Annotated in this window: 14 protein-coding genes; 8 read left to right on the top strand and 6 right to left on the bottom strand. The window is 69.0% G+C overall.

Annotation, left to right across the window (positions count from 1 at the left end):
- Positions 1-29 precede the first annotated feature (29 nt).
- Positions 30-644 (bottom strand): GTP cyclohydrolase I FolE, encoded by a 615-nt coding sequence (folE, locus tag F788_RS0109870; protein ID WP_019590050.1) that lies wholly within the window; start codon positions 642-644, stop codon positions 30-32.
- Between the two features lie 30 nt (positions 645-674).
- The gene (locus tag F788_RS0109875) at positions 675-1,430 is read right to left on the bottom strand and encodes a DUF3429 domain-containing protein (protein WP_019590051.1); all 756 of its coding nucleotides are present in this window, start codon (positions 1,428-1,430) and stop codon (positions 675-677) included.
- Positions 1,431-1,515: 85 nt separating this feature from the next.
- Here F788_RS0109875 and F788_RS0109880 point away from each other — a divergent pair, with 85 nt between their 5' ends.
- Genes F788_RS0109880 through F788_RS0109905 form a run of 6 tightly spaced genes read left to right on the top strand, consistent with a single transcriptional unit; the run spans position 1,516 to position 6,681 of the window.
- Positions 1,516-2,868 carry an NAD(P)/FAD-dependent oxidoreductase gene (locus tag F788_RS0109880; RefSeq protein ID WP_019590052.1) on the top strand — a complete coding sequence of 451 codons (1,353 nt, stop codon included), beginning with the start codon at positions 1,516-1,518 and terminating at the stop codon, positions 2,866-2,868.
- Positions 2,868-3,635, top strand: coding sequence for a DUF1365 domain-containing protein (locus F788_RS0109885; protein ID WP_019590053.1), 768 nt, complete (start codon positions 2,868-2,870; stop codon positions 3,633-3,635). The genes F788_RS0109880 and F788_RS0109885 overlap by 1 nt, the downstream gene beginning before the upstream one ends.
- Positions 3,635-4,891, top strand: a complete 1,257-nt coding sequence (locus F788_RS0109890; RefSeq protein ID WP_019590054.1) for a cyclopropane-fatty-acyl-phospholipid synthase family protein — start codon at positions 3,635-3,637, stop codon at positions 4,889-4,891. Before F788_RS0109885 ends, F788_RS0109890 begins: the two co-directional genes overlap by 1 nt.
- A gap of 58 nt (positions 4,892-4,949) precedes the next feature.
- A complete protein-coding gene (locus F788_RS0109895; protein ID WP_019590055.1) occupies positions 4,950-5,402 on the top strand; it encodes a GNAT family N-acetyltransferase in 453 nt (150 codons plus the stop codon).
- Positions 5,403-5,429: 27 nt separating this feature from the next.
- Positions 5,430-5,903, top strand: a complete 474-nt coding sequence (locus F788_RS0109900; protein ID WP_019590056.1) for a hypothetical protein — start codon at positions 5,430-5,432, stop codon at positions 5,901-5,903.
- A complete protein-coding gene (locus tag F788_RS0109905) occupies positions 5,890-6,681 on the top strand; it encodes a secretin N-terminal domain-containing protein (protein WP_019590057.1) in 792 nt (263 codons plus the stop codon). Before F788_RS0109900 ends, F788_RS0109905 begins: the two co-directional genes overlap by 14 nt.
- Positions 6,682-6,815: 134 nt before the next feature.
- Here the strand turns inward: F788_RS0109905 and F788_RS0109910 are convergent, their stop codons facing one another.
- Entirely contained in the window at positions 6,816-7,331 is a 516-nt protein-coding gene (locus F788_RS0109910) for a cytochrome c (RefSeq protein WP_019590058.1), read from the bottom strand.
- 62 nt (positions 7,332-7,393) lie between these two features.
- On the opposite strand from F788_RS0109910, the gene F788_RS0109915 reads away from it, so the two are divergent.
- Together F788_RS0109915 and F788_RS0109920 are read left to right on the top strand one after the other, a co-directional pair.
- A complete protein-coding gene (locus F788_RS0109915; protein WP_018869569.1) occupies positions 7,394-8,122 on the top strand; it encodes an HAD family hydrolase in 729 nt (242 codons plus the stop codon).
- 22 nt (positions 8,123-8,144) lie between these two features.
- Positions 8,145-9,419: an HD-GYP domain-containing protein gene (locus F788_RS0109920; protein ID WP_019590059.1), complete on the top strand. Its 1,275-nt coding sequence runs from the start codon at positions 8,145-8,147 to the stop codon at positions 9,417-9,419.
- A 25-nt stretch (positions 9,420-9,444) separates the two neighbouring features.
- Here F788_RS0109920 and F788_RS0109925 read toward each other — a convergent pair whose 3' ends face one another.
- Genes F788_RS0109925 through kdsB form a run of 3 tightly spaced genes read right to left on the bottom strand, consistent with a single transcriptional unit; the run spans position 9,445 to position 14,647 of the window.
- Positions 9,445-12,549, bottom strand: coding sequence for an efflux RND transporter permease subunit (locus F788_RS0109925; RefSeq protein ID WP_019590060.1), 3,105 nt, complete (start codon positions 12,547-12,549; stop codon positions 9,445-9,447).
- Entirely contained in the window at positions 12,546-13,883 is a 1,338-nt protein-coding gene (locus F788_RS0109930; RefSeq protein ID WP_019590061.1) for an efflux RND transporter periplasmic adaptor subunit, read from the bottom strand. The genes F788_RS0109925 and F788_RS0109930 overlap by 4 nt, the downstream gene beginning before the upstream one ends.
- Positions 13,880-14,647, bottom strand: a complete 768-nt coding sequence (gene kdsB / locus F788_RS0109935) for a 3-deoxy-manno-octulosonate cytidylyltransferase (RefSeq protein WP_019022151.1) — start codon at positions 14,645-14,647, stop codon at positions 13,880-13,882. The genes F788_RS0109930 and kdsB overlap by 4 nt, the downstream gene beginning before the upstream one ends.
- Between the last annotated feature and the right edge of the window lie 4 nt (positions 14,648-14,651).

Here is a 14,651-nt window from a genome sequence, read left to right on the forward strand (position 1 = left end):
CCCCGAACCGGGCGGGCTGCGGGTAACTGTCAGCTGCGACCGATCAGGTTGAGGAATTCGCGCCGGGTGCGCGAGTCCTCGCGGAAGGCGCCGAGCATGACCGAGGTGGCCATCGAGGAGTGCTGCTTTTCCACGCCGCGCATGGTCATGCACATGTGGCGGGCATCCACCACCACGCCCACGCCCTTGGCCTGGGTGACCTGCTGCAGGGCCTCGGCGATCTGACGCGTCAGGTTTTCCTGGATCTGCAGGCGGGCGGCGAACATGTCGACGATGCGTGCGATCTTGGACAGGCCGATCACCTTGCCGTCCGGCAGGTAGGCCACGTGCACCTTGCCGATGATCGGCAGCACGTGGTGTTCGCACAGCGAATACAGCTCGATGTCGCGCAGCAGGACCATCTCGTCGTTGTCGGAGGTGAACAGTGCCCCGTTCACGATGGTGTCCAGGTCCTGTTCGTAGCCGCGGGTCAGGTACTGCATGGCTTTCGCGGCACGCAGCGGGGTGTCCTTCAGGCCCTCGCGTTCCGGGTCCTCGCCGAGCCCGGCCAGGATCTCGCGGTAGTGCCCGGCCAGTTCGCTGGCCAGCGTGCGGTTATCGGGTTCCTCGTCGCTGTGCGAGTCGCTGTGCGAAGCGGCATCCATCATGTTCTCCTTGGATCAGAGCGGATCGGATCAACCGACCGTGACCGCCCCCAGGCCCGCGGCCAGGGAGAGGATCGCGCCGGTGGTCAGCACCATGCGCAGGGTCAGATAGCCCGGCGGCAGTCGCCGGTCACGCAGGCTCAGCCGGTCCACCCACAACACGCCCAGGAACAGGACCGCCAGGGTCATGATCGCCTCGGGCAACGGTTGCAGGACCGCCAGCCAGGCCAGCACGGGCGGGATGACCGCCCAGGCAGGGCCCGAAAGCGGCCCCACGCGATGGGAACGGTCCGCCAGGTGGATGCCCCAGTGAACCGCCCCCAGAAACGCCAGAATGACCGCACCATATAGCGCCAGCGCGTTGAGTGCGAAAGCCTGCCATTCCGGATGGGCGATCCATGCCCCTGCGCCGAAGAACACGAACGGGATCAATCCGCCGGCGCCGAGCACGGTCAGGACCGGGTCCCGCGCGTCGATCCGCGGCGTGTCCGGCGTGGCTTCGCCCAGCCAGGCGCGCAGTTCGGGCACCCCGCCCAGGGCGCCTTCCCGCGTGACCACCAGGGGCAGCATGCGCATGCCGGTGGCCTGCTGCAACTGGTGGAACGCCGCGCGGTTCTCGGCCGACCCCATGCCCCATTCCAGGCGGGTCCACTCGCCGGGCCGCTGCTGATCCAGCAGGGCTTCCGCTTCGCGGGTATCGCTGAGACCGGAGGTCACCAGCACGATCGGGTATTCCTCCAGTGCGCGGCGCACCGGTTCGGGCCAGTCAGGGTCGGTCTCCGCCATGCTTGTCTCCTTCGGCATCATTTACAGCCATTGTACAGGTATTGTATAAGATAGATATCAACCCCGGCCGCTGGAGAGCCCGGACATGCAAAGACAGCGCATCGCCGTCATCGGCGGCGGTATTGCCGGACTCGCCTCGGCCTGGATCCTGCAGCAGCACCACGACGTTCGTCTGTTCGAACAGGCGCCGCAGCTCGGGGGCCATGCGCATACCGTGGATGTGGCCGACCCCGAGGGGCCGACCGCCATCGACACCGGGTTCGTGGTCTATAACCAACGCAACTATCCGCTGCTCACCCGCCTGTTCGCGGAGCTGGCCGTCGAGACCCGTCCCACGGACATGAGCTTTGCCTGTTCGCAACAACCCGCCGGCATCGAATATGCCGGGAACAACCTGAACACGCTGTTCGCCCAGCGCACCAATCTGTTGCGTCCGCGGTTCCTGCGGATGGTTGCCGATATCCTGCGCTTCAACCGCCTGGGCCACGAACTGAATGCACGTCAGGAGATGCCGGAGGGCACGCTGGGCGAGTTCCTGGCCCGTCATCGCCTGGGGCGCGGCTTCACCGAAGACTATCTGCTGCCGATGGGCGCGGCCATCTGGTCGTGTCCGCCGGCGCGCATCCGCGAATTCCCGGCGGCCAGCTTCCTGCGCTTCTTCCTCAATCATGGTCTGCTGGATCTGCGCGATCGCCCGCAGTGGCGCACGGTGGTCGGCGGTTCGCGCAGCTACGTCCGGCGTCTGGCGCAGCGTCTGGTCCCCGGCTCGGTGGCGCACGGCGCGGTATCCGCGGTGGAGGCTCGCGCCTCGCAGTGGCGGGTGCACGGATCCGGCGAACCCGAGGAGTTCGACCGCGTGGTGTTCGCCTGCCACGCGGGCGATGCCCGCCGGCTGCTCGACGGCGGCCCCGAAGCCACCCGCGCCCGCCTGGCCGCCTGCCAGTTTGAGGAAAACCGCGCCCTGCTGCATACCGACGTCCGGTTGATGCCGCGCTCCCGGCGGGTCTGGTCTTCGTGGAACTACCTCTCTCGCGCACGCGCAACCGGCGAACGCGGTGTCTCGGTATCCTACTGGATGAACGCCCTGCACCGGCTGCAGCGTCGCGAGAACTACATCGTCAGCCTCAATCCCCTGCACGACCCGCATCCGTCGCTGACCCTGGGCGAGTTCCTGTGGGAACACCCGGTGATGGACGCACCGGCCGAACGGGCGCGTGCCGCACTGGCCGAACACCAGGGCGAGGACGGCCTGTATTTCGCCGGGGCGTGGATGGGCGACGGCTTTCACGAGGATGGCCTGCGTTCGGCACGGAGCGTGGGGCGCGCACTGGGACTGGAAATGCCCTGGACGGCGGGTTCCGAACCCCTGGCTGCTCCCCGGGCGGACACCAGGCAACCCGCGGGAACCTCCGTCCGCACCGTGACGGGACAAACCTGATGGATGCCGCCCTGCTTCCCGGCCATGTCATGCACCGTCGCCTGCACGGGCCGGACTATCGTTTTCGCTACCGGCTGGTGAGCGCGCTGTTCGACATCGACCGCGTCGAGGATCTGGCGCGCAACCGCCGCTGGTTCTCGCTGGATCGCTTCAACCTGTTCAGCCTGCACACCCGTGACCACGGCCGCCGCGACGGCACGCCCTGGCGGCCGTGGGTCGAGGCCCGGCTGCGCGAGGGCGGACTGGAACCTGATGGCGGCGCGATTCTTCTGCAGGCCACGCCCCGGGTCCTCGGCCATGCCTTCAACCCCCTGAGCATCTGGTACTGCCATCACATCGACGGGCATCTGCAGGCCGTTTTGCTGGAAGTCCGCAACACCTTCGGCCAGCATCACCATTATCTGCTGCCGGCCGGAGACAGCGCGGGGGGCATGCTGCGCGGGGAGAAGGACAAGGTGTTTCACGTCTCGCCGTTCATCGATATGGACGCACGCTACGCGTTCGCCGTGACCGCGCCCGAACTGCGCGAAGGCAGCTCGATGCGCGTGGCGATCCGCGAGTACCAGGACGACCGGCTGCTGCTGGTCGCCACCCAGCACGGCCATGTCCGGCCGATGACCGACGCGACCCTGCTGCGCCAGTGGGCCCGCATGCCCTGGATGACCCTCCAGGTCCTGTTCCTGATCCACTGGCAGGCCCTGAAGATCTGGTGGCGCGGCGGGCGCTACCACCCGCGCCCCGACCCGCCCGAAAAGGAGATGAGCTGATGGAACTGCAACGCAGCGAACGGCTTCCGGCCATGTCCCGGTCCGCGGCGGGCCGGGCCCTGGACCTGCTGGCGCGGCGTATCCATGGACTGGACCATGGTCACCTGACCCTGATCGGTCCGCATGGCGAACGCCGCGAGATCGCCGGGCAGGGCCCAGGCAGCGAGGCGGTCTGGCACCTGCGGCGGCCGTGGGCCACGCTTGTGCGACTGGCCCGCCACGGCGACATCGGCTTCGCCGAGGGGTTCATCAACGGCGAATGGACCACGCCCGATCTGCATGCCCTGCTGCGTCTGGCGATGGAGAACGAGCACCGGCTCGGCCGCGTCTACCAGCGCCCCGCCTGGCAACGCGGAGTGGATGCCCTGCGCCACTGGCTGCGGCGCAACTCGCGCCGGGGCAGCCGCGCCAATATCCGCTTTCATTACGATCTCGGCAACGACTTCTACCGCCTGTGGCTGGATCGCGGCATGGGCTACTCCGCCGCGCTTTTCTGTCGCGGCGACGAATCCCTGGAGCGCGCCCAGGAGCACAAATACGAACGCCTGCTGACGCGCCTGGCTCCGGAACCCGGCGCCCACATCCTCGAGATCGGCTGTGGCTGGGGCGGCTTTGCGGAGTTCGCGGCCCGGCGCGGCTACCGGGTGACCGGCGTCACCCTGTCCGACGAGCAGCTGGAGTACGCCCGCGAGCGGATCCGGCAGGCGGGACTGGCGGACCGGGTCGACCTGCGTCTGCAGGACTACCGCGAACTGAACGAGACCTTCGACCACGTCGTGTCCATCGAGATGTTCGAGGCCGTCGGCGAACGCTGGTGGTCCACCTGGTTCGAGCAGGTGCACCGCTGCCTGCGGCCCGGCGGGCGAGCCGCGGTTCAGGTCATTACCATCGAGGAAGCCGCGTTCGACTATTACCGCCACAACGCGGACTTCATCCAGCTGTACGTGTTTCCCGGCGGCATGCTCCCGACCCCGGCGCGCTTCGGCGACGCGGCGGCCGCGGCCGGCCTGCAGGTCACCGAGCGCGCGTTCTTCGGTGCCGACTACGCCCGCACCCTGGTGCACTGGTACCGCGAGGTCATGCGCACCCGGGGGGCGATCGAGGCGCTCGGTTATTCACCGGCGTTTCTGCGCATGTGGCGTTACTACCTGGCGTACTGCGAAATCGGTTTCAGTTCCGCTCGGGTCGACCTGATGCAGACCGTCATGGAACGCCCGGAACGCGGACTGCCTCACGGGCAGGGAACGCGAGTCTGAACTAGACTCGTCTGTCCGGCGTGGCCTTTGGGTAACCGGCCACGAGGAGGAGGTGGTTATGTCCCAGCGCATCAACTTTCGGGAGGCCAGCTGGCCTGCCGACCGGAAGGCACTGTCCCTGATCCGCCGCGAAGTCTTCGTGGAGGAGCAGCAGTTGCCCGAAGACCTTGAATTCGACGGCCTCGACGCCGGGGCCCTGCACTGGCTGGCGGAGGAGCCGGGAGGCGAACCCATCGGCACCCTGCGCCTGCTGCCGAGCGGCCAGATCGGACGCATGGCCGTGCGCCGGCCCTGGCGCGGTCACGGCATCGGATCGCATCTGCTCGAGTGCGCCCTGAGTGCAGCGATCCGCCACGGCTGGCGGGAGGTCTGGCTGAACGCCCAGGCGACTCGCCTGGGATTCTATGCCCGTCACGATTTCTTTATCATCAGTGACACGTTCGAGGATGCGGGCATCCCCCACCGGCGCATGCTGCGGCGCATCCGGAATTCCATGGCCCGCGCCGGATGAAACGGGCCGGATGACAAAGGAGAAGGCATGAACACGGAAGACCCGCGCGAGCAGGCCCGCGAAATGCTGCGGGAGATGAGCGAAAACGCCGGGCGGATCCTGTGGATCCACGCTCCGGTACCGCTGCTGGAAGAAGTCGCGGACGACGACCTCCCCGGTACCCTCGCGCGCATGGCCCAGCGCCACCGCTCCACCGACATTCGCCTGCTGGTGGACGACGACCTGGCACTGAAGGACCGTCTGCCCGAACTGGTCGGCACGCTCAAGCGCCTGACCACCGCGGTCTCCGTGCGGGTGCTGGAACCCGACGAAAACGCACCGCTGGTGATGACGGTCATCGCCGATCAGTCCGGCTGGATGCAGTTCACGCGTTCGGGCAGCCAGCGCATCCTGCGGGGTGAAACCGATCATCGAGGCCGGACCCGGCGCCGCGCGGAGGAATTCGAAGCGAGCTGGGAAGCCGGCCGGGATTCGGACGAACTGCGACGTGTCCATCTCTGACCGACGCCGACGGTTCCTGCGGGCGAGCGCGGCCGCCTGCCTCCTCGCCCTGCCTCTCCGTTCCACGGCTCGCGACGCGGCCGACCGTGTCACGGTCATCGACTTGCAGAATCGCCGGGCCGAAGCCGTGGTGCACGACCTGCGCGAACTGTTCCCCGGCGCCACCCTGCAGCCGGATGGCTTCCGCCTTCTGGTGCGCGCGCCGGCGCACGAGATCGAGGAGATCCGCCAGATGGTGGCGGAGCTCGACCGGGCGTCCCCCGATCTGATCCTGCGCGTGCGCCGCCGCCGCGACCACGACGACGAAACCGCCGGCCGTATCCGGCGCTTTACCACCCGGCGAGACGAGGACCGCGAGCAGTTCCTGCGGCTGCGCGACGGAGGGCGCGCCGTTCTGATGGTCGGGGAGACGCTGCCCGCCGGTTACCGCCTGTTTGCCGGCCGTGCCGGCGTGGCCATCGAACCCATCTATCGCGACACGGCGCGCGGCTTCGCCGTGGAACCCCGCATGCAACCCGATGGCCGCGTGCGCGTGGCGATCACCCATCTCCATCAGACGCCCCTGCAGCGCGGCGCCGAGCACGAACGGGTCGCAACGGAGATCACCCTGGAGCCCGGGAGCTGGCACGATTTTGCCGGCATCCGTTCGCGGCTGGAAAGCGACGCCCGCGACGTTCATCCGCCCGTTCGCCGCCGCACCACCCGCGCCCGGGATGACGTATCGCTGGAGATCCGGGTGGACCCGACGGAGGACGCCACGACCCCCGGGTTACGCTGAAGTCGCGTCCGGCCCGTGCACGATTCGCGCCCCCAACCAGAAAGGCCCGCCGCTGCAGCGACGGGCCCCGGTATGTCTCCGTTCGGCACGGGCCGACCCGGCGGCGTATACCGCCGGGTGGCCCCGCCTGCCGATCAGTCAGCGCGGAAGCTGTCGTGGCAGGCCTTGCAGGACTGGCCGATCTCGCCGGCCTGACGGCGCAGCTGCATTTCATCGGCCCCTTCATCGATCAGGGCCGTCATGCGCGAAACCTCTTCTTCGAAGTCCGCGATCTTCTGTTCCCAGGTCTCCTGATCTTCCCAGACCTCCATCATGGCATCGGTTTCACCAAGATCGGAGCCCTCGGTAAAGCCCTGCCACGGCATGTCGGCCAGGCGCGCCAGCTGATCGGCACGCTCCAGGAACATCTCCTCGTCGAACGGGATCTCGCCCTGGGCCATGCCCGCCATCGGGCCGAAATTCCAGCTGAAGGCCTTGAACACGCCCTGGCGATACTCGATCGCGTCCTCGGGATCGACGGCCTGAGCGGTACCGGTCATCATCATCGCACCCAGCAGGGCCACGGGAAGACTGCGCAGAAAGAGCTTCTTCATGTTGTGATTCTCCTTTTCGGGCAGAATGAAAGCTGCACGATTGAAATTCCCCTTCATTCTACACCTGCTTGAGGTTCGGAAAAGCGACGCTCGACGCAAAACTCCGACAATAACGTTCGATGAATTCGAAAGCTCGACCCGCCTCCGTACCCGATCATTCGATCGAATGCATCACGTTCGATCTGGACGACACCCTCTGGCCGGTGATGCCGGTCATCCGTCATGCCGAAGACCGTTTCTACGCCTGGTTGCGCGAACGCGCGCCCGCAGTCTGCGCCCGCTTCGAGCCCGAAGAGCTGGTGGCCGACCGCGCGGGCTTCATGCGGGCCGCACCCGAAGAAGAACGCCACGACCTGACCCGCCTGCGCAAGCGATGGCTGCGCGGTCTTGCACAACGCTGCCAGGTCTGTCCGGACACCCTCGAGGAGGAAGGCTTCGCGGTCTTCTGGCATGCCCGCAACGAGGTGACCCCGTTCCCGGAGGCCGATGCGGTGCTCGCCCGCCTGCATGGCCGATTCACCCTCGGCGCCATCAGCAACGGCAACGCCGACGTGTTCCGCACGCCTCTGGGTCGTTATTTCGATTTCGCCGTTCCCGCAGCCGAAGCGGGCGCCGCCAAACCCCATCCGCGAATCTTCGAACAGGCGCGCCGGCGTGCCGGCGTACCGGCACCGGCCATCCTCCATGTCGGCGACGACCCCGTGGCGGACATCCTCGGGGCGCTGGATGCGGGTCTCAACGCCGCCTGGTACAACCCCGACGCGCTGCCCTGGGAACACCCGGTTCCCGCCCCGCCGCGTCTGGGCCGTCTCGGGCAGCTCCCGCGCATACTCGGCTTGCACGACTGACTTGTTGTTAGAATCGGCCCCCATGCCACAGCGCCCCGAACATGCCGGCACGGAGGAACACGGCGGCCCGCCCGACACCGCCCATTTCGTCACCCACGTGACAGAAGCCGGCGAAGTGCGCGACATGCGCACCAGCGAGGCCATCTACAACGCTCACGGCCAGAAGCTCATCGAGGCCGGCCAGCCTCTGGACCGGCGGCTGTTCGAGCGCCTCACCACACACAAACTGCTGCGCCCGCTGGACGCCAGCATCGACGTCGCCGAACCGGTGGACCGGGCGGCCCTGCGCGCCACGTGCGAACGTATCGCGGAAGAAGACCCGTTGACCCGCGCCCTGATGGCCGTGGCCTCGCGGCCCCGCGAAGCCGTCGCGGTGCCCTCCTCCCTGACCCTGGACCCGGCGCTGGCAGGCAAACTGTCCATTCTGCAGGAACGCATGCCGGAGGCGTTCGAACACGCCGTCCAGGTGTCGCTGGGCGCCACGCTGCTGGGAATGGAGCTGCGCCCGCCGGACACCGCCTTTGCCCGCGATCTGGCCACGGCCGGACTGTTCCATGACATCGGCTATCTGCATATCGACCCGGCGATCTTCGAATCCCGCGCCCCGTTGACGCCCGAACAGGAACGCCAGCTGCGCAGCCATCCGGTGATCGCCTGGCTCACGCTCAAGCGTTTTCCCGCGTGCCACCCGGGAGCCAGCCATGCGGTCCTGCAGCACCACGAGCGCCTCGATGGCAGCGGCTACCCACGCGGTCACACAGGCGAAACGCTGGAGCCGGCGGGTCGCTGCCTGGCAGTGATGGAGCTTGCCTCCGCCCTGTGCGGCCGACAGGATCCCGCGGCCCTGTCGGCGATCCTCAAGGGCCACGCCGGCCAGCTCGATGGCGACGCCCTCCGTGTCCTGCTGCAGGCCATGGACCACTGCCCCGTCGCGGAATCGGTCCCGCAGGCGACCGGCTTTCCGGTCGACTGGGAAGCCCTGCGTGCCGGGATCGAATGCGTGGAACAGGGCCTCGAGCGCATGGAACAGCTCGATCCGGCGTCGCAGGCCATCCTCCGGCGCCATCTGGAGCCGCTGACCCGCCTGCTGGACCGGGCCGGGCTGCGCGGGTTGCCCCTGGACCTGATCCGCGAAAGCATCGCCGAGGATGCATCCCTCGGCGTGGAAACCGCCGCGCTGCAGAACGACGTGCGCTATCGCCTGCGGCTGCTGGCACGGGAACTGCCCGACACCGACGAAGAACTGCCGGAGGCCCTGCGCGACTGGACCCGACGACTGCGAGAGGCCACCGGTTAAGTCGACCGGGCCCGCTCGGGCCGTTTCAGGCCGGACGCGGGAGCCGGTGCAGCGTCGCGTAGAGCACCGGAACCACGCCGAGGATCAGCACCGTACCGGCGGCAAGGCCGCTCATCACGGCGATGGCCAGCGGCGCCCAGAACGGTCCGGACAGCGCCAGCGGGATCATGCCGAGGATGGTGGTCAGGGCGGTCAGGAGCACCGGGCGGAAACGATTGACCGCGGCCTCGATCAGGGCCTCCAGGGGTTCCAGTCCACGGCGGCGTTCCAGTTCGGCCTGCTCCACCAGCACAATCGCATTGCGCAGCAGGATTCCGCCCAGGCTCATCGCCCCCAGCAGGGCGATGAAACCGAACGGCTGCCGGAACAGCAGCAGACCCGCGACGACGCCCACCACCGCCAGCGGGACGCTGAGCGCCACCACGAGGGTGTTGCGGAAGCTGTTGAACTGCCAGAGCAGTAACACCACCATCAGTCCCAGGACAATGGGCACCGGCGCCAGCACACTGGCCTGCGCATCAGCGGCCGCCTCGAACTCGCCGCCCCATGCCCGCTCCACTTGCCCGGCGTTCCCGGTGCCCTGCAGCAAGGTGTCGATCACCGGGTCGGCCTCGCGCACGAAACCGCTGGCGGTGGCACCGGGGGCAAGGTCCGCCTGCAGGGTCACGGTGGGGCGCCGGTCATGGCGCCAGATCACCGCCTCGTCGAACACGGGCTCCACCTCGGCTACCTGGCCCAGTGGCACCGCGGCACCGCCGTCGCGCGGCCAGATCTCCAGGGTGTGCAGCTGTGCCAGATCCCGGCGTTCATCCTCCGGAAAGCGCCACAGCACCGGCAGGGCCTGATCGCCATCGCGAAAGACCCCGATCGGCATGCCGCTGACTCCGGCCTCCAGGGTCTCGGCCACCTCGGCGCTGGACAGCCCGGCCGCTCGGACCCGGTCCTGATCCACCTGTACGTCCAGCGTCAGTGTGCGTTCGCGCCAGTCATGCCGGGGCCGTTCCAGGTCGGGGTGACCTTCCATCCATTCCAGCACGCGGTCGGCGGTGGCGCGCAGTTCGGCCCGGTCCTGCGGCCCGGACAGTCGCAACTCCACCGGATAGCGCACGGGCTCCCCCAGCTGCATCGGCCGCACCCGAGGTTCCGCACCGGGGAAGCGACCGTCCATCCATTCGCGAGTCTCCGCGATGATGTCATGCAGTCGATCCACGTCTTCGACCTGCACCAGGATCTGGGCCAGCGCCGGATTGGGAAGTTCGGGCATCATCGGCAGATAGAACCGCGGCGACCCCTCGCCGATGAAGGCCGTGTAGCTTTCCACCTCGGGGTGCTGCGACAGCCAGGATTCCAGACGCGCCACATCGGCTGCGGTGGACTCGATGCGCGTCCCTTCTCCCCGCCAGTGATCGATCATGAACTGCGCCCGGTCGGCCGGCGGGAAGAAGATCTGCGGTACCAGCGCAAAGGACGCGACCGCGACCAGCATCAGGCCGACCACCGACGCCAGGGTCCGGCGGCGATGGCGCAGCATGGCCGTGAGCGCCCGGCGATAGAACGCGAGCAGCTGCGTGCCGATTCCGGGCGTCTCCGTACCGGTCGGGTCGCCATTCGCCGGAGCCGGCAACCAGCGCCACGCCAGCAGGGCCGTCAGGGTCACCGCCAGCAGCCACGACAGGCCCAGCGCGATCGCCACCACCCAGAACAGCGAGCGGGTGAACTCGCCCACCAGGGTCGGCGTCATGCTGATCGGCGAGAATGCCAGCGCTGCGATCAGGGTCCCGATCAGCAGCGGCCCGCCGGTCTCGCTGACCGCCTCGCGCGCCGCCTGCAGCCGCTCGGTGCCGCGCTGGATGCGGGTCATCATCAGTTCGGCAACGACGATCGCGTTGTCCACCAGCATCCCCAGAACCACGATCAGGGCCCCCAGCGAGACCCGGTGCAGTTCGATGCCGGCCACCCACATCACGAAAAAGGTCGCCAGGATGGTCAGCGGCACGCCCATGCCGACGATCAGGCCGGTGCGCCAGCCCAGCGCCACCAGCAGCACCCCCAGCACGATGACCACGGCCGTGGCCAGGTTGCCGCCGAAATCCAGGATGGCCGCGCGCACGGTCTCCGGCTGGAAGTTGACCGTGTCGATGTCGATCCCCACCGGGCGATCCCCGCGCAACGCCTCGATTCGCTCCAGGACGTCGTCACCCAGGGCGACCACGTTGGTCCCTTCGGTCGGACTCACCCCCAGCGCGACCGCCGGCTGGCCGTTGTAGCGCAGCATGCGTTCCGGCGGCTCGGCGTCACCGCGGCGCACTTCGGCCACATCGCGCAGCTGGAAACGCTCGCCGGTCTCGGGGTTGTGAATGGCCAGGTGGCGAACGTCGTCCACTGATTCGAACACCCCGGAGACGAACAGCCGTACGCGGTCCTCCTCCAGTTCGATCGCCCCGCCGGGCGCCACCACGTTCTGGCGCTCCAGAGCCTGGATGATCACCCCCGGATGCAGATCCAGTGCGGCCAGACGCGAACGCCGGGTCTCGACGAAGATCCGCTCGCCGCGATCGCCGAACAGCTCGGCTCGTGCCACCCCGGGCAGGCGCAGCAGTTCACGGCGCAGTTCATCGGCGTAGTCGTGCAGCTCGCGGTGGCTGTAGCCCTCGCCGTGGATCGCCAGCAGGGTGCCGAAGACATCCCCGTAGTCGTCGTCCACCAGCGGACCGCGGATCCCCTCCGGAAGATCCGGCACCGCCGCGCGCACGGTGCGTTCCAGCTCGTCCCATACCTGGCGCTGGGCCTGATCCCCCAGCGCCTCGTCGACGTGGACGAAGATCACCGACTCGCCATGGCGGCTCACCGACTCCAGTTCATCCAGCTCGTCGAGCTGCTGGATATGGCGCTCCAGGACCTCGGTGACCTCCTCCTCCACCCGCGTGGCTCGAGCACCGGGATACGCGGTCTGCACCAGCGCGGTCGGCACGGTGAACTCGGGATCCTCGAGCTTGCCCATGTCGATGAAGGCCCAGGTCCCGCCGAGGACCAGCAGGGCCGTCAGGAACACTACCAGCCGGGCCCGCTGGATGGCCCAGGTCGCGGCGTTGAACCCGGACCCGGCGTTGTCGCCGCCGGGCGGGTTCACGGCCGGTTGCCCCCGGCCCCGGTGTCGCGTCCCGAAGCCGGGGCCTCGTCATTGAACCGACGGGTACGCTGGCCCTCGCGCAGCCGTCCGGCGCCCGCGGAGACCACCTCGTCACCCGGCTCCAGGTCGTCCTGCACGCGCACCCCGTGGCCGTCCGCGCCGAGCACTTCCACCTGGCGCGGGGCGACGCGGCCGTCCTCGGGGTCCCGCACCCACACCGCGTAGCCCTCCGCGTGTTCCACCAGAGCGGACGGCGGAAGCACTACGCCGACACCGGGTTCGGGGCGCGCCCGGAAGGCGACCTCGGCGGTCATCCCCGGCAGGACCCGGTCGGGGTCAAGCGCCGTCGCGGGCAGGGTCAGCGGGTCGGGGGTCTCCAGCCGCACCTTGACCGGATAGGTCTGCCGTCCCGGCAGCACGTCCACCCCGACCGACCGGATGCTGGCGGAGAAACGCGCGTCGTCCAGCGCCGGAATGCGTACCTCCACCGCCTCCAGCCGGTCCCGCAAGACCAGCAGCCCCTCGGGGATGCCGACCTCGATCTCGATGGATTCCAGATCCTCGAACAGAACCACCGGGTGATGCGCCTGCACCGGTTCATGCGGTTCCAGATCGCGTTCGGCGACGTAACCGGTGAACGGGGCCCTGAGTTCGCTGTCTTCCAGTGCGTCGCGCGCCTGCTCCAGCTGCGCCTCGATGCGCCGGATCCGGCCCCGGGCGGCCTCGCGCTCCTCCTCGCGGCCGCCGGCCCGCGCGATGGTCAGCGCCTCCTGCGCCGAACGCCGGTCCGCCGCGGCCTCGCGCAGGGCCCGGCGGGCGCGGTCATATTCCGACTGACTCACATGACCGTCGTCGTGCATGCGCGCCACCCGGCGGTATTCGGACTCGGCCTGTTCCTCGCGGGCCCCGGCCGCCTCCAGCCGCGCCTCCAGCTGGCGCCGTTCTTCCTCGCGTGCGCCGCGCTCCAGCATCAGCTGCTCCGCGCGGGCCTCCACCAGACCGCCCTCCAGTTCACGCACCCGGCGCTGGAAGTCGCGCGGGTCCAGACGGGCCAGGAGGTCGCCCTCGTCCACGCGTTCGCCGCGCTCCACCGCCACCGACTCGACCACACCTCCGACGCGAAACGCCAGCCAGGCGCGTTCCGCCGCCTGGGTACGCCCGGAGAAGCGGCGCTCGATCAGAGTGTCCCGCTCGCTCACGGTGACCAGCTTGACGGGCCGCTCGGGTGCGGGCGCCTCCGACGGCCCCTCGCCACATCCGGTCAACACCAGCGCCAGTATCAGGACACCCGCGGCGTAACGCGCCGTCCGGCGACGCGGCCACTCGCCGGTCATGATCCCCGACCCTGCGCCAGCGCGGCTTCCACGCGTTCTACATCGCTCGGGGTATCGACACCGGGCGGATGCGCCTCCGCGCGCAGCCCCACTTGTATATGCGCGCCCATCGCCAGGGCTCGCAGCTGCTCCAGCTGCTCGAGGCGTTCGAGGCGCGCCGGCGGGGTCGCACTCATGCGCCGCAGGAACCCGGCGCGATACGCGTACAGTCCGAGGTGACGCACGGCCGCCGACGTGTCGGGGTCGCGGCCGTCGCGCGCGGCCTCACGGTCGAAGGGAATGGGCGCGCGGGAAAAGTACAGCGCCCGCCCGTGATCATCGGTCACCAGCTTGACCTGGTTCGGATCGTGCAGATCGGCCGCACTGCCCAGCGGCACCCCGAAGGTCGCCATCCCGGCCTCCGGCGATTCCGCCAGCAGGGCCGCCAGCTCGTCGAGGAGCCCGCCGGGCGTCAGGGGCTCGTCCCCCTGCAGGTTCACCACCAGGGATTCGTCACCCCAGCCCTCCGTCGCCGCCACGGCGGCGATGCGGTCGGTGCCCGACGGGAGGTCCGCGGCGGTCAACACCGCCTCAGCGCCCGCCTCGCGGGCTGCGGCCAGCACCCGTTCATCGTCGGCCGCCACGATGACGCGGGAGGCACGACTCTCCAGCGCGCGCGCGACGACATGCGCGATCAGCGGGCGGCCCGCGACCGGCACCAGCGGCTTATCCGGCAGACGGCTGGAGGCCAGCCGCGCCGGGATGACGACAACGAAGGGTTCCACGGCG

Source organism: Thioalkalivibrio sp. ALE10 (genome assembly GCF_000381385.1).
In the GTDB taxonomy this organism is placed as follows: domain Bacteria; phylum Pseudomonadota; class Gammaproteobacteria; order Ectothiorhodospirales; family Ectothiorhodospiraceae; genus Thioalkalivibrio.

Excerpts from the sequence above, each read along its gene's own strand:
- F788_RS0109920 (WP_019590059.1), top strand. The coding sequence starts at position 8,145 with ATGCCACAGCGCCCCGAACATGCCGGCACGGAGGAACACGGCGGCCCG.
- F788_RS0109930 (WP_019590061.1), bottom strand. The coding sequence starts at position 13,883 with ATGACCGGCGAGTGGCCGCGTCGCCGGACGGCGCGTTACGCCGCGGGT.
- F788_RS0109915 (WP_018869569.1), top strand. The coding sequence starts at position 7,394 with ATGAATTCGAAAGCTCGACCCGCCTCCGTACCCGATCATTCGATCGAA.
- F788_RS0109880 (WP_019590052.1), top strand. The coding sequence starts at position 1,516 with ATGCAAAGACAGCGCATCGCCGTCATCGGCGGCGGTATTGCCGGACTC.
- F788_RS0109890 (WP_019590054.1), top strand. The coding sequence starts at position 3,635 with ATGGAACTGCAACGCAGCGAACGGCTTCCGGCCATGTCCCGGTCCGCG.
- F788_RS0109895 (WP_019590055.1), top strand. The coding sequence starts at position 4,950 with ATGTCCCAGCGCATCAACTTTCGGGAGGCCAGCTGGCCTGCCGACCGG.
- F788_RS0109875 (WP_019590051.1), bottom strand. The coding sequence starts at position 1,430 with ATGGCGGAGACCGACCCTGACTGGCCCGAACCGGTGCGCCGCGCACTG.
- folE (WP_019590050.1), bottom strand. The coding sequence starts at position 644 with ATGGATGCCGCTTCGCACAGCGACTCGCACAGCGACGAGGAACCCGAT.
- F788_RS0109885 (WP_019590053.1), top strand. The coding sequence starts at position 2,868 with ATGGATGCCGCCCTGCTTCCCGGCCATGTCATGCACCGTCGCCTGCAC.
- F788_RS0109900 (WP_019590056.1), top strand. The coding sequence starts at position 5,430 with ATGAACACGGAAGACCCGCGCGAGCAGGCCCGCGAAATGCTGCGGGAG.
- F788_RS0109910 (WP_019590058.1), bottom strand. The coding sequence starts at position 7,331 with ATGAAGGGGAATTTCAATCGTGCAGCTTTCATTCTGCCCGAAAAGGAG.